This window comes from Streptomyces sp. A012304 (assembly GCF_026008495.1).
GTDB lineage: Bacteria > Actinomycetota > Actinomycetes > Streptomycetales > Streptomycetaceae > Streptomyces.
The window spans coordinates 158,448-180,672 of sequence record NZ_BQUN01000098.1 but is presented as its reverse complement, the minus strand read 5'-3'; the positions used below and the strand labels follow the sequence as shown (position 1 = coordinate 180,672).

Sequence of the window (22,225 nt, the reverse complement as noted above, 5' to 3'; positions counted from 1 at the left end):
CGCCCGGTGCTCCCCCGCCGGCCTGCCTGCTCGGCCGGGGCCGCCCCGCTGTCGTGGAGGGGGTCAGCCCGTGGTGGGGGCCGAGCCGTTGACGGCGTCGTCGGCGATGCGCTCGTGGTGGCGGATCACCTCGGCGATGATGAAGTTGAGGAACTTCTCCGCGAAGGCCGGATCCAGCTTGGCGCTCTCGGCGAGGGTGCGCAGGCGGGTGATCTGCCGGGCCTCCCGGGCCGGGTCGGCGGCGGGCAGCTGGTGGCGGGCCTTGAGGTGGCCGACCTGCTGTGTGGCCTTGAAGCGCTCGGCGAGCATGTGGACGACGGCCGCGTCGATGTTGTCGATGCTGTCGCGCAGCCGTGCGAGTTCCTCGTGGACGGCCGGGTCGACGTCACCGGTTCCGGTGTTGCTGGTGCTCATGGGCGTTCACCCTAGTCGCCGGGCCCGTTCCGCTCGCCCCGGACCTCGTACAGTGGAGAGCGGGTGCACGGCGTCTTGGGGGTACGGGCGTGGCGAACGGCGGACCGGTCGAGCACGGCTACCCGCATCTGGAGACGGTGCGGGCCGCCGTCACCGCGTTGTACAAACGCTTGTCGTACGACACGATCCACCAGTTCGCGACCAGTGTCGCCCCCGTCGATGTGGCGTTCTGCGACACCGACGACCTGTATCTGGGGGCGCAGCGGGTGGCGCGGGAGCTGGTGCGGCACTACCGGCTGCCGGACGCGCGGATGATCATCGGTTTCCGTGCGATGGAGCAGGCGGCGAACGTGGAACTCGCGGCGGGGCCGGAGTACTTCATCGAGCTGAACGACCGGTTCCGCGGCCATCGTCGGGACATCGGCGCGGCGCTGGCGCACGAGATCATGCATGTCTTCCTGCACCGGCTGGACCTGTCCTTCCCGGGCACCCGGGCCAACGAGATCCTCACGGACACGGCGACGACGTATCTGGGGGCGGGGTGGCTGCTGCTGGACGCCTACCGGGAGGACGCGGCCTCGTCGCAGAAGCTGGGGTATCTGACGCCGGAGGAGTTCGGGTACGTGCTGGCCAAGCGGGCGCTGCTGTTCGGTGAGGATCCCTCGACGTGGTTCACCAGTGCGCAGGCGTACTCGGCGTATGTGGAGGGCAGGCAGCGGGCGCTGCTCGACGAGCGGCAGCCGCCGCTGACGGCCGCGGGCTGGGCGGGGCGGCGCCGGTACGCCCGTGACCGCCGGCACGCCCAGGACCGTCGTCCGGTCTCCGCGGCGGGGGGCACGCCGTACGTGTTCGTCCCGGATCCGCGGGGGCCGCTGCGGGTGACGTTCGCGTGCCCGACCTGTCATCAGCGGATCAGGGTGCCGGTGCGGGGGCGGGTGCGGGTGCGCTGCGCGCTGTGCCGGAACGTGCTGGAGTGCGACACGTAGGAGCTGTGGCCGGGCGGTCCAGCCGTCTGGCCGGGTGGCCCGGTGTCACGCCCGGGTCCCGTACACCGCCCCCGGTGCCTCGGCCGCCGCCAGCAACTCGCGGGCCGTCTCCCCCGCCTCCGTCGCGCTGCGGCGGGCGCCCTTGTCGGCGGTCGGCCCGGCCCGCCAGCCCTCCATGACGGTGATCCGGCCGCCCTCCGTCTCGAAGACGCGGCCGGTGACGCCGGCGCTCGCGGCGGAGCCGAGCCAGACGACGAGTGGGGAGACGTTCTGCGGGGCCATCGCGTCGAAGCCGGCGGTGGGGGCGGCCATGGCGTCGGCGAAGGTGTGCTCGGTCATCCGGGTGCGGGCGGCGGGCGCGATCGCGTTGACCTGGACGCCGTAGCGGGCCAGCTCGGCGGCGGCGACGAGGGTGAGGGCGACGACTCCGGCCTTCGCGGCGCTGTAGTTGCCCTGTCCGACGGAGCCCAGCAGGCCGGCGCCGCTGCTGGTGTTGACGATCCGGGCCACCGGGGTGCGGCCGGCCTTGGCCTCGGCGCGCCAGTGGGCGGCGGCGTGCCGCAGCGGCAGGAAGTGTCCCTTGAGGTGGACGCGTACGACGGCGTCCCAGTCGTCCTCGTCGAGGTTGACCAGCATCCGGTCGCGCAGGAAGCCGGCGTTGTTGACGAGGGTGTCGAGCCGGCCGTAGGTGTCCAGGGCGGTGGCCACGAGGGAGGCGGCGCCCTCACGGGTGGCGATGTCGCCGGCGTGGGGGACGGCCTCGCCGCCCGCCGCGCGGATCTCGGCGGCGACCCGGGCGGCCGGGCTGTCGGGGTCCGGGCGGCCGTCGAGGCCGACGCCGAGGTCGTTGACGACGACCCGGGCGCCCTCGGCGGCGAAGGCGAGGGCGTGGGCGCGGCCGAGGCCCCGGCCCGCGCCGGTGACGACGACGACCCGTCCGGTGCAGATACCTGGCATCTCACTGCCCTTCCTGGTTGACGGTCGCCGCGTCGAGGAACGCCGGCCGCTCCCCGCCGCCGTGCACCAGCAGGCTCGCGCCGCTGATGTAGGCGGCGGCCTCGGAGGCGAGGAAGACGGTGGCGGCGCCGACGTCGGAGGGCTCGGCGAGGCGGCCGAGGGGGACGGTGCGGGAGACGGCGGCGATGCCGGTGTCGTCGCCGTAGTGGAGGTGGGACCGTTCGGTGCGGACCATGCCGACGACCAGGGTGTTGACGCGGATGTCCGGTGCCCATTCCACGGCCATGGAGCGGGCGAGGTTCTCCAGGCCCGCCTTGGCCGCCCCGTACGCGGCGGCGCCGGGCGAGGGGCGGCTGCCGCTGACACTGCCGATCATCACGATCGAGCCGTGGGCGCGCCGCAGCTGACGGTGGGCGGCGAGGGACACGGTGAGCGGGGCGAGGAGGTTGAGTTCCAGGACCCGCAGGTGCCGTTCGGCGTCCGCGTCGGCGAGTGTCCGGTAGGGGGCGCCGCCCGCGTTGTTGACGAGGACGTCCAGGCGGTCCAGCCCGGTGAAGAAGCGCCGTACGGCGTCGGCGTCGCGTACGTCGAGCGGCGCGAACTCGGTTCCCGGCAGGGGGGCTCGGGGTGGGCGGCGGGCGCAGACCAGCACGTGGGCGCCGGCGCCGGCGAGAGCGCGTGCGATGCCGGCGCCGACCCCCCGGGTGCCGCCCGTGACGACGGCGACCTTCCCGTCCAGCTCCATTCACGCTACCTTCCGCCTAACAAACGTTTGGTGGAAAGGTAGCTGATGCTTCCATGGGTGTCTCCACCTCGTCCCCGGAAAAGGGGATTTCCGTCGTCACCGTCGACGTCCCACCGGTGAACGCCCTGCCGGTGCGGGCGTGGTTCGCGCTGGCGGACGCCGTGCGCGCGGCCGGCCGGGATCCGGGGGTGCGGTGTGTGGTGCTGGCCGCCGAGGGGAGGGGGTTCAACGCCGGGGTGGACATCAAGGAGATCCAGGCGCGGGGCGACGGCGCGCTGGTCGGCGCCAACCGAGGCTGCGCGCAGGCGTTCGCGGCGGTGTACGAGTGCGAGGTGCCGGTGGTCGCGGCGGTGCAGGGCTTCTGCCTGGGCGGGGGTGTCGGCCTGGCGGGCAACGCGGACGCGATCGTGGCGAGCGAGGAGGCGGTGTTCGGCCTGCCCGAGCTGGACCGGGGGGCGCTGGGCGCGGCCACGCATCTGGCCCGGCTGGTCCCCCAGCATCTGATGCGCGCCCTGTACTACACCTCGCGCACGGTCACGGCGGCCGAGCTGCACGCGCACGGCTCGGTGTGGCGGGTGGTGCCGCGCGACCGACTGCGCGGGGCCGCGCTGGAGTTGGCGCGGGAGATCGCCGCGAAGGACGGGGAGCTGCTCCGTCTGGCGAAGGCCGCGCTGAACGGCATCGACCCGGTCGACGTGCGCCGCAGCTACCGCTTCGAGCAGGGCTTCACCTTCGAGGCGAGCGTGCGCGGCGTGGCCGACCGGGTCCGCGCGGCGTTCGGCACCGATGGGGCCTCCCGGGCGGAAGAGGGCTCCGGGGGGCAAGGGGCGTCGGGGACGGACGCGGTGCCCGAGGCGGGCCCGGCCTCCGGGACGCCCCCGCCTTCAGGGACGGGCCCGGCCTCAGGGACGGGCCCGGCCTCCGGAACAACGGACCCGGCCTCAGGGCGGGCCCCGGTCCCCGGGAAGGACGCGAGTTTCGGGACGGAGGAACCCCGGTGAGGGACAAGACGATGACCGCCGACGAGGCCGTCTCCCGGCTGGAGAGCGGGATGACCCTCGGCATCGGCGGCTGGGGCTCGCGACGCAAGCCGATGGCGCTGGTCCGCGCGCTGCTGCGCTCGGACGTCACCGACCTGACGGTCGTCTCGTACGGCGGTCCGGACGTGGGCATGCTCGCGGCGGCCGGCCGGATCCGCAGGCTGGTCACGGCGTTCGTCACGCTCGACTCGATCCCGCTCGAACCCCACTACCGGGCGGCCCGCGAACGGGGCGCCCTGGAGCTGACGGAGATCGACGAGGCGATGTTCCTGTGGGGGCTGCGCGCCGCCGCCAACCGGCTGCCGTTCCTGCCGGTGCGCGCCGGGCTCGGCTCGGACGTGATGCGGGTCAACCCCGGCCTGCGCACGGTGACCTCGCCGTACGAGGACGGGGAGACGTTCGTCGCGATGCCCGCGCTGCGGCTGGACGCGGCACTGGTGCACGTGAACCGCGCGGACCGGCGGGGCAACGGGCAGTACCTCGGCCCCGACCCCTACTTCGACGACCTGTTCTGCGAGGCGGCGGACGCGGCGTACCTGTCGTGCGAGCGGATCGTGGACACGGCCGAGCTGACGAAGGCGGCCGCCGTGCAGACGCTGCTGGTCAAGCGGCACACGGTGACCGGGGTGGTCGAGGCGCCGAACGGCGCGCACTTCACGTCCTGCGCACCGGACTACGGCCGCGACGAGGCCTTCCAGCGGACGTACGCGGCCACACCGTGGCCCGAGTTCGCGGCGCGGTTCCTCGGCGGGGACGAGCAGGCGTACCGCTCGGCGGTCGGGGAGGGGGCGTGAAGGGGGTCACCCGTGCCGAGTACTGCGTGATCGCCTGCGCCGAGGTCTGGCGCGGGGCGGGCGAGATCCTGGCGAGCCCGATGGGTCTGATCCCGTCGCTCGGGGCGCGGCTCGCGCGGCTCACCTTCGCGCCGGAGCTGCTGCTGACCGACGGCGAGGCGCTGATCGTCGGCCCGGACGGCACCGTCGAGGGCTGGCTGCCCTACCGGCAGCATCTGACGCTGGTGACCGGCGGGCGGCGGCACGTGATGATGGGCGCCGGCCAGCTCGACCGGTACGGCAACCAGAACATCTCCTGTGTCGGCGACTGGGCCCGGCCCGCGCGGCAACTGCTCGGGGTGCGCGGCGCGCCGGTCAACACCTTGAACAACACGACGAGTTACTGGGTGCCCAAGCACTCCCGGCGGGTCTTCGTGGAGCGGGTCGACATGGTGTGCGGGGTGGGGTACGACCGGGCCGGCGACGCCCCCTTCCACCGTCTCGCGCGGGTCGTCACCGACCTCGGTGTGCTGGACTTCGCCACCCCCGACCACTCGATGCGGCTGGCCGGTCTGCATCCGGGGGTCACGGTGGAGGAGGTGCGGGAGGCCACCGGCTTCGAGCCGGTCGTCCCGGACGAGGTGCCGGCCACCCGGGAGCCGACCGTGGAGGAGCTGAGGTTGATCCGCGAGGTGCTCGACCCCGGCGACGCCCGCGCGCGTGAGGTGGCGCGGTGATGGAGACCGCGCTCACCCGGCTGGTCGGGGTCCGCCACCCGATCGTGCAGACCGGGATGGGCTGGGTGGCGGGCCCGCGCCTGGTGTCGGCGGCGGCAAACGCGGGCGCGCTGGGCGTCCTGGCCTCGGCGACGATGACCGTGGACCGGCTGCGTGAGGCGGTACGGGAGGTGCGGTCCCGCACCGACGCGCCGTTCGGGGTCAATCTCCGCGCGGACGCGGGCGACGCCGGTGACCGGGTCCGGGTCATCGTCGAGGAGGGGGTACAGGTGGCGTCGTTCGCGCTGGCCCCGTCGCGGGAGCTGATCGCCGAGCTGAAGGAGGCGGGGGTGGTCGTCATCCCGTCCGTGGGGGCCCGGCGGCACGCCGAGAAGGTCGCCGCGTGGGGCGCGGACGCGGTGCTCGTGCAGGGCGGGGAGGGCGGCGGGCACACCGGTGAGGTGGCGACGACGGTGCTGCTGCCGCAGGTGGTGGACGCGGTGGACATCCCCGTGGTGGCGGCGGGCGGCTTCCATGACGGGCGGGGGCTGGTGGCGGCGCTGGCGTACGGGGCGGCGGGCGTCGCGATGGGCACGCGGTTCCTGCTGACGTCGGACTCGACGGTGCCGGACGCGGTGAAGGCCAGGTACCTGGCGGCGACGGTCCGGGACGTCACGGTCACCCGGGCGGTGGACGGGCTGCCGCACCGCATGCTGCGCACGGACCTGGTCGACGCCCTGGAGCGCGCCGGCCGCACCCGGGCCCTGCTCGGGGCGGTCCGCCGGGCGGCGAGGTTCCGGAGACTGTCGGGGCTGACCTGGCGGCGGATGGTCCTCGACGGTCTCGCCCTGAAGCACGGCAAGGACCTCACCTGGAGCCAGACGCTCCTCGCCGCGAACACGCCGATGCTGTTGAAGTCGGCGATGGTGGACGGCCGTACGGACGTCGGGGTGATGGCGGCCGGGCAGGTCGCCGGGGTGATCGACGACCTGCCGTCGTGCGCGGAGCTGGTGGAGCGGATCATGAAGGAGGCCGAGGAGACCCGGGAGCGGCTCAGAGCCGTTCGATGATCGTCACATTGGCCTGTCCGCCGCCCTCGCACATCGTCTGGAGGCCGAAACGGCCGCCGGTGCGTTCCAGTTCGTGCAGCAGGGTCGTCATCAGTTTGGCGCCGGTGGCGCCCAGCGGGTGTCCGAGGGCGATGGCGCCGCCGTTGACGTTGACCCTGGCGGGGTCGGCGCCGGTCTCCTTCAGCCAGGCCAGGACGACGGGCGCGAACGCCTCGTTGATCTCGACGAGGTCGATGTCGTCGATCGTCAGCCCCGTCTTCTTCAGGGCGTGGGCGGTGGCGGGGATCGGGGCGGTCAGCATGCGCAGGGGGTCCTCGCCGCGCACGGAGAGGTGGTGGACGCGGGCGCGTGGGCGCAGGCCGTGGTCGCGGACGGCGTCCTCGGAGGCCAGCAGCAGGGCGGCGGCGCCGTCGGAGACCTGCGAGGAGCAGGCGGCGGTGATCGTGCCGCCGTCGATGACGGGCTTGAGCGCGGCCATCTTCTCCAGCGAGGTGTCGCGGCGGGGGCCCTCGTCGACGGCGACGCGCCCGAGGGCCACGGTCTCCCGCTCGAAGCGGCCCTCGTCGATGGCGCGGAGCGCGAGCCGGTGCGAGCGCAGCGCGAACTCCTCCTGTTCCTGGCGGCCGATGCCCCACTTGGCGGCGATCATCTCGGCGCCGGCGAACTGGTTGACGGGCCGGTCCCCGTAGCGGGCCCGCCAGCCCGCGCTGCCCGCGAAGGGGCCCTGGGTGAGGCCGAGCGGCTCGGCGGCCTGCCGGGTGGCGAAGGCGATCGGGATCTGCGACATGTTCTGCACGCCGCCCGCCACGACGAGGTCCTGGGTGCCGGAGAGCACGGCCTGCGCGGCGAAGTGCACCGCCTGCTGCGAGGACCCGCACTGGCGGTCCACGGTCACGCCCGGCACCTCCTCGGGCAGCCCGGCCGCCAGCCAGCAGGTCCGCGCGATGTCCCCGGCCTGCGGGCCCACCGCGTCCAGGCAGCCGAAGACGACGTCCTCGACGGCGGCCGGGTCCACGCCGCAGCGCGCGAGGAGTTCCTTGAGCACATGCGCGCCGAGGTCGGCCGGATGCACCCCGGCGAGCCCTCCCCCGCGCCGCCCCACGGGCGTGCGGACCGCTTCGACGATGTAGGCCTCGGCCATGGCGACTCCCCAGTGAGTTAGGTGCGTACGGCGATCCCGTCCAGCACCATCGACAGGTACTGCCGGGCGATCTCCTCCGGGCTGTGCTGTCCGCCGGGCCGGTACCAGGACGCGGCGACCCAGACGGTGTCGCGGACGAACCGGTAGGTGAGGCGGACGTCGAGGTCGGCCCGGAAGACCCGGTCGGCGACCCCGCGTTCCAGCGTGGACAGCCACGCCTGCTCGAACCTGCGCTGCGACTCGGCGAGGAACGCGAACCGTTCCTGCGCGACGAGCTGCTTGCTCTCCTTCTGGTAGATCGCGACGGCGGCGCGGTGCCGGTCGATCTCCCTGAACGACTCGGTGACCAGGGCCTGGAGCGTCTCGCGCGGGCCGAGAGCGGCGTTCAGGACGGTGTCGTAGCCGTCCCAGAGCTCGTCGAGGAAGGTGCGCAGGATCTCCTCCAGCATCGACTCCTTGGAGTCGAAGTGGTAGTAGAGGCTGCCGGCGAGCATGCCGGCGTGGTCGGCGATCTTACGGACGGTGGTGGCGTTGTAGCCCTGTTCGGCGAAGACCTCGGCGGCGGTGTTCAGCAGCTCGTCCCGGCGAGCCGGGGCGGTGGTCACCTGGGGCTTCTTCTTGGTCGGCACGGGCACATTCTCGCTCCTGGGCTCAGGCCCGCTGACTGCTGACCGACACGACCTCGCCGGTCAGGTACGACGAGTAGCCGGAGGCGAGGAACACGATCACGTTGGCCACCTCCCACGGCTCCGCGGAGCGCCCGAACGCCTCCCGTTCGGTGAGGTCGCGCAGCAGTTCGGGGGTGGTGACCTTCGCCAGGTGGGGGTGCAGGGCGAGGCTCGGTGCGACGGCGTTGACCCGGACGCCGTACCGGGCGGCCTCCACCGCCGCGCAGCGGGTCAGGGCCATCACGCCGGCCTTGGCGGCGGCGTAGTGGGCCTGTCCGGCCTGGGCGCGCCAGCCGACGACGGAGGCGTTGTTGACGATCACTCCGCCCTCGCGCTGGCCGCGGAAGGCGCGCAGGGCGGCCCGGGTGCAGCGGAAGGTGCCGTTCAGCGTCACGTCGAGGACGCGTGACCACTGCTCGTCGGTCATGTCGACCAGTGGTGAGGTGCCGCCGAGGCCCGCGTTGTTGACGACGACGTCCAGCCGGCCGTGCGTGTCCAGGGCCGTGTCGAAGAGGGCGCGTACCTGGGTGTCGTCGGTGACGTCGCAGACGGCCGTGGTGACCGCGTCGCCGAACTCCCCGGCCAGCGCGCTCCCGTGCTCCTTGAGCCGGCGGGGGTGGGCGTCGCTGAGGAGGACACGCGCGCCCTCCTCCAGCAGGCGCCGGGCGGTCGCCCCGCCGATGCCGGTGCCGGCCGCCGCGGTGACGACGGCGGTGCGCCCGCTGAGCAGCCCGTGTCCGGGCACGTACGCCGGAGTCTCGACGTCTGTCATGACAGCACGCTAACCTACCAAACACTTGTTAGGGAAGGAGGACCGCGATGGATCTCGCCGTCACGCCCGAGGACGAGGCCTTCCGCGCCGAGGCCCGGGACTGGCTGCGCGCCCATGTGCCGCCGGAGCCGCTCCCCTCCCTGGAGACCGAGGCGGGCTTCGCCGCGCACCGCGCCTGGGAGGCCGGACTGGCCGCGGACCGCTGGTCGGTGGTCGACTGGCCGGCCGAGTACGGCGGCCGGGACGCCGGGCTGATCCGCTGGCTGCTGTTCGAGGAGGAGTACTACGCGGCCGGCGCCCCGGGGCGGGTCAACCAGAACGGCGTCGGACTGCTCGCCCCGACCCTCTTCGAGCACGGCACGCCCGGGCAGCGCGCCCGTGTCCTGCCGCCGATGGCCCGCGGCGAGGTGATCTGGGCCCAGGCCTGGTCGGAGCCCGAGGCCGGCTCGGACCTGGCGTCGCTGCGGTCCAGGGCGGTGCGCGCGGACGGCGGCTGGCTGCTGTCGGGGCAGAAGACCTGGTCGTCGCGGGCGGCGTTCGCGGACCGCGCCTTCGGCCTGTTCCGCAGCGACCCGGACACCCCCAAGCCCCACCAGGGCCTGACCTACGTCATGTTCGACCTGCGCGCGCCCGGGGTGACGGTCCGTCCGATCGCCCGCCTCGACGGCAGACCCGCCTTCGCGGAGCTGTTCCTGGACGAGGTGTTCGTGCCGGACGAGGACGTGATCGGGGAACCCGGCCAGGGCTGGCGGATCGCGATGTCGACGGCGGCGAACGAGCGCGGGCTCACGCTGCGCTCCCCCGGCCGCTTCCTGGCGGGCGCCGAGCGGCTGCGGACGCTGTGGCGGGCCCGGGGCAGCCCGGCGTGGGCGCGGGAGCGGGTCGCCGACGCGGTGATCGGCGCCCGCGCCTACCAGCTGTTCACCTTCGCGGCCGCCTCCCGCTTCCTGGCGGGCGAGCCGCTCGGCGCGGAGTCCAGCCTCAACAAGGTCTTCTGGTCCGAGTACGACATCGCGCTGCACGAGACGGCCCTCGACCTGCTGGGCGCCGACGGCGAGGTGGCGGACACCGAGTGGTGCGAGCGGTACGTCTTCGCCCTCGCCGGCCCGGTCTACGCCGGCACGAACGAGATCCAGCGCGACATCGTCGCCGAGCGTCTGCTCGGCCTGCCGAAGGGACGCCGCTGATGCGTTTCCTCCTCGACGCCGAACAGCGCGCGTTCACCGCGTCGTTGGACGCGCTGCTGACGGCGGCCGACACACCCTCGGTGATACGGCACTGGAGCCGCGGCGAGCACACGCCGGGCCGTGCGCTGTGGTCCCGTCTCGCCGGCGCCGGGGTCTTCGCGCTGGCGGTCCCCGAGAAGTACGAGGGGCTGGGCGTGCGGCCCGTCGACCTGGCCGTCGCCTTCGTCGCGCTGGGCCGCCACGCGGTGCCGGGCCCGCTCGTGGAGACGGTCGCCGCGGCCGCGCTGCTCGCCGGGACCGCGCACGCCGAGCGGTTCCTTCCCGGGCTGGCGGCCGGCGAGGCGATGGCGACGGTGGCCTTCCCGGGCGGCCGCGCCCTGGACGGCGACGCGGCGACCCACCGTTTCGCCCTCACCCCCCGGGGTCTGCGGCTGGCCCCCGGGCACGGCCCCGTGCGCCGGTCCCTCGATCCCGCCCGCCGTCTCACCCCCCTGCGCCCGCACGGGGAGCTTCTCGCGCCGCCGGCCGACGCCTGCCACGCCCACGCCCTCGCCCTCGCCCGCCTGGCCACCGCCGCGCAGGCCCTCGGCGTCGGCCTGACCCTCCTGGAGCGGACGGTGGCGTACGTCGGGCAGCGCACCCAGTTCGGTGTGCCCGTCGGGTCGTTCCAGGCGGTCAAGCACCGGCTGGCGGACGCGAAGATCGCCCTGGAGTTCGCCCGCCCCCTGGTCCTCGGCGCCGCGCTGACCCTGGCCCCCGCGGACGTGGCCGCCGCCAAGCTGCGCGCCTGCGAGGCGGCGTACACCACCGCCCGCGCCGCCCTCCATCTGCACGGCGCGATCGGCTACACCGCGGAGCACGACCTGTCCCTGTGGCTCCTCAAGGCCCGGGCCCTGCGCACGGCGTGGGGCAGCCCGGACGACTGCCGCGCCGCGGTCCTCGACGCTCAGGGATGAGCGGGCACGATCCCCTGCGCCCGCGCCGCCACCAGCCACTTGGGGAACTCGCCCACCAGCCGGTCGTACAGCTCCGCGTCCGACACCGTGCGCGGATCGGCGCCGGCGTGGAAGAAACCGGCGTTGTCGACGACCCGCTTGCCCGGCACGGCCAGTTCGTCGAGCTTGCGCAGGAAGTCGAACTGCTTGCTCCGCGCGTCCCCGAACCCGATGAACTGCCAGAACAGCGGCAGCCCGGCCGCCTTGCACAGGTACCGCTCGGCGGCGAGCTTGTTGATCGGGCCGCCGTCGGTCTGGAAGACGACGAGGGCGGGCACACGGGACCCGCTGTCGAGGTAGTGGTCGATGACGGCGTCCATCGCCAGGTGGTAGCTGGTCTTGCCCATGTGCCCGAGCCCGGCCACGATCCGCTCCACCCGGCCCTGGTGGTCGGCGAGCGCGATGTCGGTGACGGCGTCCACGTCGGTGGAGAAGAACACCACCGGCACCCGGCCGTCGTCGTCGAGATGCGCCGACAGCCCCAGCACCCGGTCGGCCAGCGCCTGCACACTGCCGTCCCGGTAGTACGGCTTCATCGACCCCGAGTAGTCGACGACCAGGTAGACGGCGGCCCGTAGACCGTCCAGGCCGTGTTTGGTGAGGGACACCCCGGCACTCTTGTAGAGGTCGACCAGCGCGGGGGCGGTCTGCTGGACCTTGCTGAGACTGATCGCGACCATGCGCCCCACCTTCCCACACCGGGGAAGGCGACGGCGCCTGCCCGGTCGTCCGGTCGGGGACAGTGGGGCAGGCGCCGTCTGTGTTCCGCACGCCGTTGTACGGGACGTCTGTGAGGTGTCGTCAGACCATCAGGGCGCGGTCCGTCGGGCGGATCGGGGCCGGCAGGTCGCTGGCGCCGGTCAGGAAGCGGTCCACGCCTCGGGCGGCCGAGCGGCCCTCCGCGATGGCCCACACGATGAGCGACTGGCCGCGGCCGGCGTCACCGGCGACGAACACGCCCGGCACGTTGGTCTGGAAGTCGGCGTCGCGGGCGATGTTGCCGCGCTCGTCGAGGTCCAGGCCGAACTGCTCGACCAGGCCGTTCTCCCGGTCGGTGCCGGTGAAGCCCATCGCGAGGGTGACCAGCTGGGCGGGGATCTTGCGCTCGGTGCCCGGCTTCTGGGTCAGCTTGCCGTCGATGAACTCCACCTCGGTCAGGTGCAGCCACTGGACGTTGCCGTCCTCGTCGCCCTCGAAGTGGGTGGTGGAGACGGAGTAGACCCGCTCACCGCCCTCCTCGTGCGCGCTGGTGACCTTGTAGAGCATCGGGAAGGTCGGCCAGGGCTGGCTGGTCGGGTGCCGCTCGTCGTTCGGGCGGGGCATGATCTCCAGCTGCGTGACGGAGGCCGCGCCCTGGCGGTGGGCCGTGCCGACGCAGTCGGCGCCGGTGTCGCCGCCGCCGATGACGACGACGTGCTTGCCCTCGGCCGAGATCGGCGGGGCGACGTAGTCGCCCTCCTGGACCTTGTTGGCCAGCGGCAGGTACTCCATGGCCTGGTGGATGCCCTTGAGTTCGCGGCCGGGCACCGGCAGGTCACGGGCGGTCGTCGCGCCGGCGGCGATGACGATCGCGTCGTACCGCTTCTTCAGGTCGGTCGCCTTCAGGTCACGGCCGATCTCGATGCCGGTGCGGAAGCGGGTGCCCTCCGCGCGCATCTGCTCGATACGGCGGTTGATGTGCCGCTTCTCCATCTTGAACTCGGGGATGCCGTAGCGCAGGAGGCCTCCGATACGGTCCGCGCGCTCGTAGACCGCGACGGTGTGGCCCGCCCGGGTGAGCTGCTGGGCGGCGGCCAGACCCGCCGGGCCCGAGCCGATCACCGCGACGGTCTTGCCGGACAGCCGCTCGGGCGCCTGCGGGGCGACGTCACCGGTCTCCCACGCCTTGTCGATGATCGAGACCTCGACGTTCTTGATGGTGACGGCCGGCTGGTTGATGCCGAGCACACACGCCGACTCGCAGGGGGCCGGGCACAGCCGCCCGGTGAACTCCGGGAAGTTGTTCGTGGCGTGCAGCCGCTCCGAGGCGGCGCCCCAGTTCTCGCGGTAGGCGTAGTCGTTCCACTCGGGGATCAGGTTCCCCAGCGGGCAGCCGTTGTGGCAGAACGGGATGCCGCAGTCCATGCACCGGCTGGCCTGCTTGCTGATGATCGGCAGCAGCGAGCCGGGGACGTAGACCTCGTTCCAGTCCTTGAGGCGCTCCTCGACCGGACGGGACTTGGCGACCTCGCGGCCGTGGTTGAGAAAGCCCTTGGGATCAGCCATTGGTCGCCGCCTCCATCATCTTCTCGGTGATCTCGGTCTCGGAGAGACCGGCTCGCTCGGCGGCGTCCTTGGCGGCGAGCACTGCCTTGTACGTGCTGGGGATGATCTTGCTGAAGCGCTGCACGGACGCGTCCCAGTCGGCGAGCAGCTTCTCCGCGACCGTCGAACCGGTCTCCTCGGCGTGGCGGCGCACGACGTCGTGCAGCCACTGCTTGTCCGTGTCGTCCAGCGCCTCGATCGCGTCGAGGTTGCCGACGTTGACGTTGTCGCGGGCGAGGTCGATCACATAGGCGACACCGCCGGACATGCCGGCCGCGAAGTTGCGGCCCGTCTCGCCGAGGACCACAGCGTGACCGCCGGTCATGTACTCGCAGCCGTGGTCGCCCACGCCCTCGGAGACGACCAGCGCACCGGAGTTGCGCACGCAGAACCGCTCGCCGGTGCGGCCGCGCAGGAACAGCTCGCCGCCGGTCGCGCCGTAGGCGATGGTGTTGCCGGCGATCGTGGAGTACTCGGCCAGGTGGTCGGCGCCCCGGTCCGGGCGGACGATCACCCGGCCGCCGGACAGGCCCTTGCCGACGTAGTCGTTGGCGTCGCCCTCCAGGCGCAGGGTGACACCGCTCGGCAGGAACGCGCCGAAGGACTGGCCGGCGCTGCCGGTGAAGGTGATGTCGATGGTGTCGTCGGGCAGGCCCGCCCCGCCGAACTTCTTCGTCACCTCGTGGCCGAGCATGGTGCCGACCGTGCGGTTGATGTTGCGCACCTTGACCTGGGCGCGCACCGGCTGGGCGTCGGTCGCCGAGTCGGCGGCCAGGGCGTCGGCGGCGAGCTTGATCAGCTCGTTGTCGAGCGCCTTCTCCAGGCCGTGGTCCTGGGCGACGAGCTGGTGGCGGACGGCTCCCTCGGGCAGCTCGGGCACGTGGAACAGCGGGGCCAGGTCCAGGCCCTGTGCCTTCCAGTGGTCGACGGCGCGCTCGACGTCGAGGATCTCGGCGTGGCCGACGGCCTCCTCGATCGTGCGGAAGCCCAGCTCGGCCAGCAGTTCGCGGACCTCCTGCGCGATGAACTCGAAGAAGTTCACCACGTACTCGGCCTTGCCGGAGAACCGGTCGCGCAGCGTCGGGTTCTGGGTGGCGATGCCGACCGGGCAGGTGTCCAGGTGGCAGACGCGCATCATGACGCAGCCGGAGACGACGAGCGGCGCGGTCGCGAAACCGAACTCCTCGGCGCCGAGCAGCGCGGCGATGATCACGTCGCGGCCGGTCTTCAGCTGGCCGTCGGTCTGCACGACGATACGGTCGCGCAGGCCGTTGAGCAGCAGCGTCTGCTGGGTCTCGGCGAGGCCGAGCTCCCAGGGGCCGCCCGCGTGCTTCAGCGAGGTCAGCGGGGAGGCACCGGTACCGCCGTCGTGGCCGGAGATGAGGACGACGTCCGCGTGGGCCTTGGACACACCCGCGGCGACCGTGCCGACGCCGACCTCGGAGACCAGCTTCACGTGGATGCGGGCCTGCGGGTTGGCGTTCTTCAGGTCGTGGATGAGCTGGGCCAGGTCCTCGATGGAGTAGATGTCGTGGTGCGGCGGCGGGGAGATGAGCCCCACTCCCGGCGTCGAGTGCCGGGTCTTCGCCACCCACGGGTACACCTTGTGGCCGGGCAGCTGGCCGCCCTCGCCGGGCTTGGCGCCCTGGGCCATCTTGATCTGGATGTCGTCCGCGTTGACCAGGTACTCCGAGGTCACGCCGAAGCGGCCGGAGGCGACCTGCTTGATGGCGGACCGGCGCACCGGGTCGTACAGGCGCTCGGGGTCCTCGCCGCCCTCACCGGTGTTGGACTTGCCGCCCAGCTGGTTCATGGCGATGGCGAGGGTCTCGTGCGCCTCCTTGGAGATGGAGCCGTACGACATGGCGCCGGTGGAGAAGCGCTTGACGATCTCGGAGACCGGCTCGACCTCGTCGACGGGGATCGACGGGCGGTCGCTCTTGAAGCCGAACAGGCCGCGCAGCGTCATCAGGCGCTCGGACTGCTCGTTCACGCGGTCGGTGTACTTCTTGAAGATGTCGTAGCGGCCGGTGCGCGTGGAGTGCTGGAGGCGGAAGACCGTCTCCGGGTCGAACAGGTGCGGCTCGCCCTCGCGGCGCCACTGGTACTCGCCGCCGATCTCCAGCGCGCGGTGGGCCGGCGCGATGCCGGACGCCGGGTACGCCTTGGCGTGGCGGGCGGCGACCTCCTGGGCGATGACGTCGATGCCGACGCCGCCGATCTTGGTGGCCGTGCCGTTGAAGTACTTCTCGACGAAGGCCTCGTCGAGACCGACGGCCTCGAAGACCTGGGCGCCGCGGTAGGAGGCGACGGTCGAGATGCCCATCTTGGACATGACCTTCAGGACGCCCTTGCCGAGGGCGTAGATGAGGTTGCGTATCGCCTGCTCGGGCTCGAGGCCGTTGATGAAGGTGCCCGCGCGCAGCAGGTCCTCGACGGACTCCATCGCCAGGTACGGGTTGACGGCGGCGGCGCCGAAGCCGATGAGCAGGGCGACGTGGTGGACCTCGCGGACGTCGCCGGCCTCGACCAGCAGGCCCACCTGGGTGCGCTGCTTGGTACGGATGAGGTGGTGGTGGACGGCCGCGGTGAGCAGCAGCGACGGGATCGGCGCGTGCTCGGCGTCGGAGTGACGGTCCGACAGGACGATCAGGCGGGCGCCGTTGTCGATGGCGGCGTCGGCCTCGGCGCAGATCTCGTCGATGCGCGCGGCCAGCGCGTCACCGCCGCCGTGCACCCGGTACAGGCCGGAGAGGGTCGCGGCCTTGAAGCCGGGCATGTCGCCGTCGGCGTTGATGTGGATGAGCTTGGCCAGCTCGTCGTTGTCGATCACCGGGAAGGGCAGGGTGACGCTGCGGCAGGACGCGGCGGTCGGGTCCAGCAGGTTGCCCTCGGGGCCCAGCGAGGAGCGCAGGGAGGTGACCAGTTCCTCGCGGATCGCGTCCAGCGGCGGGTTGGTGACCTGCGCGAACAGCTGGGTGAAGTAGTCGAAGAGCAGCCGCGGGCGGGAGGACAGGGCGGCGATCGGCGAGTCGGTGCCCATGGAACCGATCGGCTCGGCGGCCGACTTGGCCATCGGGGCGAGGATGACGCGCAGCTCCTCCTCGGTGTAGCCGAAGGTCTGCTGGCGGCGGGTGACCGATGCGTGGGTGTGCACGATGTGCTCGCGCTCAGGCAGGTCGCCCAGCTCGATCTCGCCGGCCTCCAGCCACTCGGCGTAGGGGTTCTCGGCGGCGAGCTGTGCCTTGATCTCGTCGTCCTCGATGATGCGGTGCTCGGCGGTGTCGACGAGGAACATGCGGCCGGGCTGGAGACGGCCCTTGCGGACGACCTTGGCGGGGTCGATGTCGAGGACGCCGACCTCGGAGCCGAGGACGACGAGTCCGTCGTCGGTGACCCAGTAGCGGCCGGGGCGCAGACCGTTGCGGTCGAGGACCGCGCCGACCTGGGTGCCGTCGGTGAAGGTGACGCAGGCGGGGCCGTCCCAGGGCTCCATCATCGTGGAGTGGAACTGGTAGAAGGCGCGCCGGGCCGGGTCCATGGAGTCGTGGTTCTCCCACGCCTCCGGGATCATCATCAGCACGGAGTGCGGCAGCGAACGGCCGCCGAGGTGCAGCAGTTCCAGCACCTCGTCGAAGGAGGCCGAGTCGGAGGCGTCCGGCGTGCAGACGGGGAAGACGCGCTCCAGCTTCTCCTGCGGGCCGAACAGGTCGGAGACCAGCTGCGACTCGCGGGCGCGCATCCAGTTGCGGTTGCCCTTGACGGTGTTGATCTCACCGTTGTGCGCGACGAAGCGGTAGGGGTGCGCGAGCGGCCAGCTCGGGAAGGTGTTGGTGGAGAAGCGCGAGTGGACGAGCGCGACGGCCGAGGCGAAGCGGCGGTCGGACAGGTCGGGGAAGAACGGCTCCAGCTGACCGGTGGTCAGCATGCCCTTGTAGACGATCGTCCGCGCGGACAGCGACGGGAAGTAGACGCCGGCCTCGCGCTCGGCGCGCTTGCGCAGCACGAACGCCTTGCGGTCGAGGGCGATGTCCTTGCTGGCGCCGTCGGTGACGAAGATCTGGCGGAAGGCCGGCATCGTCGAGCGGGCGGTCGCGCCGAGGAGTTCGGGGGCGACGGGGACCTCGCGCCAGCCGAGGACCGTGAGGCCCTCCTCGCCGGCGATCGTCTCGATCTGTGAGACGGCGGCGTCGGCGGAGTCCTCCGGCAGGAAGGCGATACCGGCGGCGTACGCGCCGGCCTCGGGCAGCTCGAAGGCGGCCACCTCACGGAAGAAGGCGTCCGGGACCTGGGTCAGGATGCCCGCGCCGTCGCCGGAGTCCGGCTCGGAGCCGGTGGCGCCGCGGTGTTCGAGGTTGCGCAGTACGGTCAGCGCCTGCTCGACCAGCGTGTGGCTCGCCTCGCCGGTGAGGGTGGCCACGAAGCCCACGCCGCACGCGTCGCGCTCGTTGCGGGGGTCGTACATACCCTGCGCAGCAGGGCGAGCATCCATGAACGACCAGTTCCGGCCATTCGTGGAGTGCTGGGACGGCTGGCGCGGCGTACGCATCGGCTCTCCCGTCGTCGTCAAGTGGCATATGCATATTGCCGAGGGACGACGTTGGCCCTCTGCGTGAGTGCAAAATTTCGTGCAGGTTACATGATGGAGCGGTTCTCGGGAACCGGATACGCCGTTCCAACATGCGGACGCCACGCTGTCGCGGCGGGGGTACCGCGCCCGTGACTGGAAGTATGTGGGGGCCGAACCGGACACCATCGATCAGATCGGTGACCGTCGGCCCGAAACGGCGGGGCAAGCGTCTTCGCCCGCCCCGCGAGTACGCCGCGGGCGTCATTGCCCACAGCGCTTACGGCTCATGCCCGGTGGTTAAGCATTCGAAACCAGCGGGTAACGGCTACTTATGCGGCCCAACGCATAAGTAGCAGCCTTCTTATCCTACGGCCGCACCGAACCAACTGCCCAGGGCGTACGTCACACCGGCCGCGGCGCCTCCCAGGGCGAGCTGCCGCAGCCCGCTGTACCACCAGGTCCGCGCGGTCACCTTGGCCACGACCGCCCCGCACAGGAAGAGCCCGGCCAGCGCGAGCAGCACGGCCGGCCACAGCGCGGTCGCGCCCAGCAGATACGGCAGGACGGGCAGCAGGGCGCCCAGGGCGAAGGAGCCGAAGCTGGACACGGCGGCGACCAGCGGCGACGGCAGGTCACCGGGGTCGATGCCCAGTTCCTCACGGGCGTGGATCTCCAGTGCCTGCTCGGGATCGCGGGAGAGCTGCCGGGCGACCTGGCGGGCCAGCCGCGGCTCGACGCCGCGCGACTCGTACAGCGCGGCCAGCTCGGCCTCCTCGTCCTTGGGGTGCTTTCTCAGCTCCCGGCGCTCGACGTCCAGCTCGGCCTCGACCAGCTCGCGCTGGGAGGCGACGGAGGTGTACTCGCCGGCGGCCATGGAGAAGGCTCCGGCGGCGAGGCCGGCGAGGCCGGTCAGCACGACGGTCTGCTGGCTCACCGAGCCGCCGGCGACACCGGTCATCAGCGCCAGATTGGAGACCAGGCCGTCCATCGCCCCGAAGACCGCCGGGCGCAGCCAGCCGCCGTTGACGTCACGGTGGGTGTGGTTGTCGCGGTGCGCCTCGTGCAGAGCCGCCTCGGTGTCGATGATGGCCATCGGAAATCCCCCAGAGAGCTTGGGCAGAACTAAATCTTGGACTGATTCTACTTTTCGACAGCCCTCAGAGTACGCCTCCGCATTCCCGCTCGCCAGCAAGGAAAGGCTGGGCTAACCTGCGGCTTTGCCGTCTCACGCTCATCCGTGTGCAGGCCCGCACAGATGTCGACCGGGTGACTTGAGGCTTCGCAGGCTCGAGTCAACCGCCGACGGTGGGACACATCCGCAAAGGGCTCCGCGCCCGTGCGGAACCCCCCGGAGGAAGGCCGCGTATGGCATCGATCGCCTGCATCCCCTCTGTCCCGGCGCCGGGGGACGCCGCCGTGCTGCGCGACCGGGCCCGCGGTGCCCTGCTCGGCCTGGCCGTCGGAGACGCCCTCGGAGCCCCCGCCGAGAACATGAAGCCCTCCCAGATCCGCGCCCGCTGGGGCCGCATCACGGGATACGTCGCCGAGAAGCCGTCGGGCACGGACGACACGGAGTACGCGATCTTCTCCGGCCTGCTGCTCGCCCGGCACGGCTCCGCCCTCACCCCGGCGCATGTGGAGGCGGCCTGGCACCGGTGGATCGCCGACCGCGACGAGGGACCCTTCCGCGGGGCCGGCTTCAGCGAGCGCGGCACACTGGAGAACCTCCGCAGGGGCCTGGCCGCCCCCATCTCCGCCCAGCACCGGCACGCCTGGAGCGACGGCCTCGCCATGCGCGCGGCCCCCTTCGGCGTCTTCGCCGCGGGCCGCCCCGCCGAGGCGGCCCGTCTGGTGGCCATCGACGGCTCGGTCAGCCACGAGGGCGAGGGCATCTACGGCGGCCAGGCGGTCGCGGCGGGGGTGGCCGCGGCGATGGCCGGCGCCCCCACGATCGCCGTGGTCGCCTCCGCCCTGGCCGTCGTCCCCGAGGACTCCTGGACGGCCCGCTCGCTGCGCCGGGCCGTGGCCGTCGCCCACCGCGGCGAACGCGCCGTCCGCTCGGCCGTCGTCATCGGCGGCTACCCGTGGACCGACCTGGCGCCCGAGGCGGTCGCCCTCGCCTTCGGCGCGTACGCGGCGGCCGACGGCGACTTCGCGCAGGCGGTCCTCACGGCCGTGAACATGGGCCGCGACGCCGACACCACGGCGGCGGTGGCGGGCGCTCTGGCCGGCGCGACCCAGGGCGAGTCGGCCGTCCCCGCGGAGTGGGCGGCGGCCATCGGCCCGGCCCGGGGCAGCTGCCTGCCGTCGATGGCGGGCCAGCATGTGCTGGAGGTCGCGGATCTGCTGGTGCCCGGGGACGACGAGACGGAGCCCAGGGAGGTGCCCGCATGACGCCGCCTCCGGCCCCCTGGGACGAGAGCGCCGCCCCCGCACAGCTGATCGAAACAGCGGCCGACGGCGACGCCCCCGAGACCCCGACAACGCCCGACGGCGAAGGCCCCACAGCCGAGGACGACCCGTCCGAGCGCGAGCCCGAGCCCCGCACCGAAGCCGGAAGTCCGACCGCGCGTCGACGGACCGTCCGGGCCGAGACGGAGACCGGAAAGCAGACCGACCACAGACCGGCAGCCCGAGTCGGGACCGACACCGGAAAGCAGACCGACCACCGACGAACCCTCCCGGTCGAAACCGAGACCGGCACCGGAAAACCACCCGGCCGCCCACCGACCCCCCAGGCGGGGACAGCAGGAGAGCAAAAAGGCCGTCGGCGGGCGGCCCGGGTCGAGGGGCTGCTCCTCGGCCTCGCCGCGGGCGACGCCGCCGGCTGGCCCGCCGCCCGCCACCGCGCCGCCCGCATGCCGGAGTGGACCCGCCGCCTCACCCGCGAGCTGGACACCTTCGCCGAGCACAACGCGACGACCACCCTCCCCGTCCCCATCGCCCTCAACCAGCCCCCGGAACCCCTGCGCCTCGGCCCCTCCGACGACGCCGAGTGGGCGGCGTTCGCCGCGGAGGCCGTCCTGCGGGCCGGCGACGACGGCGCCCTGGGCGACCTCAGCCGCGAACGCCGGACCCGCGCCGCCATCGACCTCACCTGGAACGCCCTGGCGAGCGAGGTCGCCGCGGCGGCGGACCGCGCGCCCGAGGTCGAGTCCGCCGTCCTGCCGCTGCGCGCCCGTATCTCCGTGCGGGCCGGCCTCGGCAACCTCGCCGCCGGCCTGCGCCCGCCCGCCACCGGCCACGACAACCCGCACTACTTCGACGACGCCGCCTGCGTCCGCGCCTGCGTCCTCGCCGTGGCCCACCCGGGCGACCCCCGACTCGCCGCCGAACTGGCCGAGTTCGACGCCCGCTACACCCAGGACGGCGACGGCGTGCACGGCGCCCGAGCGATGGCGGCGGCGCTCGCGCTGGCCCTCGTCGGCGCCGAGACCGGGACATGCGTGGCGGCGGCCCTCGCCGAACTCCCCGAGGAGACGGAGATCGGCCGCAACACCCGCCACGCGCTCCAGCTCACGCACACCGCCGAGAGCGCCTTCGCGCTGGTCCCCCTGCTGGAACACCAGATCGTCGACCACGTCTACAGCTACGGCATCGCCGCCGCCGAGACCGTCCCGGTGGCCCTGGCCCTCACCCTGGCCTCCGACGGCCGGATCGCGGAAGCCGTACCGGCGGCCGCCTGCCTGTCGCGCGTCGCGGACTCCGCCCCCGCGCTCGTGGGCGCCCTGACCGGCGCGCTGGGCGGCGGCGCCGCGATCCCGGCCGCCTGGCGCGACGCCTGCCGCACCCTCTCCGGCTGCGCCCTGCCCCGCCTCACCGACACCGACCTGGTGGAACTCGCCGAACTCCTGGAAGCCACACAACCGGCCCCACCAGGAGGATGA

General features: G+C 72.9%; 18 protein-coding genes and 1 pseudogene. 9 read left to right on the top strand and 10 right to left on the bottom strand.

Annotated features, from left to right (window positions below):
* Nucleotides 1-63: 63 nt before the first annotated feature.
* Nucleotides 64-414 (bottom strand): chorismate mutase, encoded by a 351-nt coding sequence (locus ALMP_RS23780; RefSeq protein ID WP_264931501.1) that lies wholly within the window; start codon nucleotides 412-414, stop codon nucleotides 64-66.
* An 89-nt stretch (nucleotides 415-503) separates the two neighbouring features.
* Here ALMP_RS23780 and ALMP_RS23775 point away from each other — a divergent pair, with 89 nt between their 5' ends.
* Nucleotides 504-1,400 (top strand): hypothetical protein, encoded by an 897-nt coding sequence (locus ALMP_RS23775; protein WP_264931499.1) that lies wholly within the window; start codon nucleotides 504-506, stop codon nucleotides 1,398-1,400.
* 45 nt (nucleotides 1,401-1,445) lie between these two features.
* Here the strand turns inward: ALMP_RS23775 and ALMP_RS23770 are convergent, their stop codons facing one another.
* Both ALMP_RS23770 and ALMP_RS23765 read right to left on the bottom strand, forming a co-directional pair.
* A complete protein-coding gene (locus tag ALMP_RS23770) occupies nucleotides 1,446-2,357 on the bottom strand; it encodes an SDR family oxidoreductase (protein WP_264931497.1) in 912 nt (303 codons plus the stop codon).
* Nucleotide 2,358: 1 nt separating this feature from the next.
* Complete coding sequence (locus tag ALMP_RS23765; RefSeq protein WP_264931496.1) at nucleotides 2,359-3,102, bottom strand: SDR family oxidoreductase; 744 nt, start codon at nucleotides 3,100-3,102, stop codon at nucleotides 2,359-2,361.
* Between the two features lie 53 nt (nucleotides 3,103-3,155).
* Here ALMP_RS23765 and ALMP_RS23760 point away from each other — a divergent pair.
* The 4 genes and pseudogenes from ALMP_RS23760 to ALMP_RS23745 form a co-directional block, all read left to right on the top strand.
* Nucleotides 3,156-3,893 (top strand): annotated as a pseudogene (locus ALMP_RS23760) (enoyl-CoA hydratase family protein); the annotation flags it as partial.
* Between the two features lie 206 nt (nucleotides 3,894-4,099).
* Nucleotides 4,100-4,936, top strand: coding sequence for a CoA transferase subunit A (locus ALMP_RS23755; protein ID WP_264931495.1), 837 nt, complete (start codon nucleotides 4,100-4,102; stop codon nucleotides 4,934-4,936).
* The gene (locus ALMP_RS23750) at nucleotides 4,933-5,652 is read left to right on the top strand and encodes a CoA-transferase subunit beta (protein ID WP_264931494.1); all 720 of its coding nucleotides are present in this window, start codon (nucleotides 4,933-4,935) and stop codon (nucleotides 5,650-5,652) included. The genes ALMP_RS23755 and ALMP_RS23750 overlap by 4 nt, the downstream gene beginning before the upstream one ends.
* Nucleotides 5,652-6,701, top strand: coding sequence for a nitronate monooxygenase family protein (locus tag ALMP_RS23745; RefSeq protein WP_264931493.1), 1,050 nt, complete (start codon nucleotides 5,652-5,654; stop codon nucleotides 6,699-6,701). Before ALMP_RS23750 ends, ALMP_RS23745 begins: the two co-directional genes overlap by 1 nt.
* On the opposite strand, the gene ALMP_RS23740 is transcribed toward ALMP_RS23745, so the two are convergent.
* The 3 genes from ALMP_RS23740 to ALMP_RS23730 are packed head-to-tail and all read right to left on the bottom strand — an operon-like array spanning nucleotide 6,685 to nucleotide 9,282.
* The gene (locus tag ALMP_RS23740) at nucleotides 6,685-7,842 is read right to left on the bottom strand and encodes an acetyl-CoA C-acetyltransferase (RefSeq protein ID WP_264931492.1); all 1,158 of its coding nucleotides are present in this window, start codon (nucleotides 7,840-7,842) and stop codon (nucleotides 6,685-6,687) included. The genes ALMP_RS23745 and ALMP_RS23740 overlap by 17 nt on opposite strands.
* Before the next feature lie 17 nt (nucleotides 7,843-7,859).
* Nucleotides 7,860-8,471 (bottom strand): TetR/AcrR family transcriptional regulator, encoded by a 612-nt coding sequence (locus tag ALMP_RS23735; RefSeq protein WP_264931490.1) that lies wholly within the window; start codon nucleotides 8,469-8,471, stop codon nucleotides 7,860-7,862.
* Nucleotides 8,472-8,493: 22 nt separating this feature from the next.
* Complete coding sequence (locus tag ALMP_RS23730; RefSeq protein WP_264931488.1) at nucleotides 8,494-9,282, bottom strand: SDR family oxidoreductase; 789 nt, start codon at nucleotides 9,280-9,282, stop codon at nucleotides 8,494-8,496.
* Between the two features lie 47 nt (nucleotides 9,283-9,329).
* On the opposite strand from ALMP_RS23730, the gene ALMP_RS23725 reads away from it, so the two are divergent.
* Together ALMP_RS23725 and ALMP_RS23720 are read left to right on the top strand one after the other, a co-directional pair.
* Nucleotides 9,330-10,469, top strand: a complete 1,140-nt coding sequence (locus ALMP_RS23725; protein ID WP_264931486.1) for an acyl-CoA dehydrogenase family protein — start codon at nucleotides 9,330-9,332, stop codon at nucleotides 10,467-10,469.
* Entirely contained in the window at nucleotides 10,469-11,425 is a 957-nt protein-coding gene (locus ALMP_RS23720) for an acyl-CoA dehydrogenase family protein (RefSeq protein ID WP_264931484.1), read from the top strand. Before ALMP_RS23725 ends, ALMP_RS23720 begins: the two co-directional genes overlap by 1 nt.
* Here ALMP_RS23720 and ALMP_RS23715 read toward each other — a convergent pair.
* The 4 genes from ALMP_RS23715 to ALMP_RS23700 all read right to left on the bottom strand — a co-directional run bounded on the left by ALMP_RS23715 (nucleotide 11,416) and on the right by ALMP_RS23700 (nucleotide 19,431).
* The gene (locus ALMP_RS23715) at nucleotides 11,416-12,144 is read right to left on the bottom strand and encodes a VWA domain-containing protein (protein ID WP_264931482.1); all 729 of its coding nucleotides are present in this window, start codon (nucleotides 12,142-12,144) and stop codon (nucleotides 11,416-11,418) included. The genes ALMP_RS23720 and ALMP_RS23715 overlap by 10 nt on opposite strands.
* Nucleotides 12,145-12,265: 121 nt before the next feature.
* The gene (locus ALMP_RS23710) at nucleotides 12,266-13,729 is read right to left on the bottom strand and encodes a glutamate synthase subunit beta (protein WP_264931480.1); all 1,464 of its coding nucleotides are present in this window, start codon (nucleotides 13,727-13,729) and stop codon (nucleotides 12,266-12,268) included.
* The gene (gltB, locus tag ALMP_RS23705; protein ID WP_264931479.1) at nucleotides 13,722-18,317 is read right to left on the bottom strand and encodes a glutamate synthase large subunit; all 4,596 of its coding nucleotides are present in this window, start codon (nucleotides 18,315-18,317) and stop codon (nucleotides 13,722-13,724) included. The genes ALMP_RS23710 and gltB overlap by 8 nt, the downstream gene beginning before the upstream one ends.
* Nucleotides 18,318-18,699: 382 nt before the next feature.
* The gene (locus ALMP_RS23700) at nucleotides 18,700-19,431 is read right to left on the bottom strand and encodes a VIT1/CCC1 transporter family protein (protein ID WP_264931477.1); all 732 of its coding nucleotides are present in this window, start codon (nucleotides 19,429-19,431) and stop codon (nucleotides 18,700-18,702) included.
* Nucleotides 19,432-19,703: 272 nt separating this feature from the next.
* Between ALMP_RS23700 and ALMP_RS23695 the strand changes: the two genes are divergently transcribed.
* Together ALMP_RS23695 and ALMP_RS23690 are read left to right on the top strand one after the other, a co-directional pair.
* Nucleotides 19,704-20,732 (top strand): ADP-ribosylglycohydrolase family protein, encoded by a 1,029-nt coding sequence (locus tag ALMP_RS23695; RefSeq protein ID WP_264931475.1) that lies wholly within the window; start codon nucleotides 19,704-19,706, stop codon nucleotides 20,730-20,732.
* Nucleotides 20,729-22,225, top strand: coding sequence for an ADP-ribosylglycohydrolase family protein (locus ALMP_RS23690; protein WP_264931473.1), 1,497 nt, complete (start codon nucleotides 20,729-20,731; stop codon nucleotides 22,223-22,225). The genes ALMP_RS23695 and ALMP_RS23690 overlap by 4 nt, the downstream gene beginning before the upstream one ends.

Excerpts from the sequence above, each read along its gene's own strand:
- ALMP_RS23780 (WP_264931501.1), bottom strand. The coding sequence starts at position 414 with ATGAGCACCAGCAACACCGGAACCGGTGACGTCGACCCGGCCGTCCAC.
- ALMP_RS23770 (WP_264931497.1), bottom strand. The coding sequence starts at position 2,357 with ATGCCAGGTATCTGCACCGGACGGGTCGTCGTCGTCACCGGCGCGGGC.
- ALMP_RS23765 (WP_264931496.1), bottom strand. The coding sequence starts at position 3,102 with ATGGAGCTGGACGGGAAGGTCGCCGTCGTCACGGGCGGCACCCGGGGG.
- ALMP_RS23745 (WP_264931493.1), top strand. The coding sequence starts at position 5,652 with ATGGAGACCGCGCTCACCCGGCTGGTCGGGGTCCGCCACCCGATCGTG.
- ALMP_RS23740 (WP_264931492.1), bottom strand. The coding sequence starts at position 7,842 with ATGGCCGAGGCCTACATCGTCGAAGCGGTCCGCACGCCCGTGGGGCGG.
- ALMP_RS23730 (WP_264931488.1), bottom strand. The coding sequence starts at position 9,282 with ATGACAGACGTCGAGACTCCGGCGTACGTGCCCGGACACGGGCTGCTC.
- ALMP_RS23725 (WP_264931486.1), top strand. The coding sequence starts at position 9,330 with ATGGATCTCGCCGTCACGCCCGAGGACGAGGCCTTCCGCGCCGAGGCC.
- ALMP_RS23720 (WP_264931484.1), top strand. The coding sequence starts at position 10,469 with ATGCGTTTCCTCCTCGACGCCGAACAGCGCGCGTTCACCGCGTCGTTG.
- ALMP_RS23715 (WP_264931482.1), bottom strand. The coding sequence starts at position 12,144 with ATGGTCGCGATCAGTCTCAGCAAGGTCCAGCAGACCGCCCCCGCGCTG.
- ALMP_RS23710 (WP_264931480.1), bottom strand. The coding sequence starts at position 13,729 with ATGGCTGATCCCAAGGGCTTTCTCAACCACGGCCGCGAGGTCGCCAAG.
- gltB (WP_264931479.1), bottom strand. The coding sequence starts at position 18,317 with ATGCGTACGCCGCGCCAGCCGTCCCAGCACTCCACGAATGGCCGGAAC.
- ALMP_RS23700 (WP_264931477.1), bottom strand. The coding sequence starts at position 19,431 with ATGGCCATCATCGACACCGAGGCGGCTCTGCACGAGGCGCACCGCGAC.
- ALMP_RS23695 (WP_264931475.1), top strand. The coding sequence starts at position 19,704 with ATGGCATCGATCGCCTGCATCCCCTCTGTCCCGGCGCCGGGGGACGCC.
- ALMP_RS23690 (WP_264931473.1), top strand. The coding sequence starts at position 20,729 with ATGACGCCGCCTCCGGCCCCCTGGGACGAGAGCGCCGCCCCCGCACAG.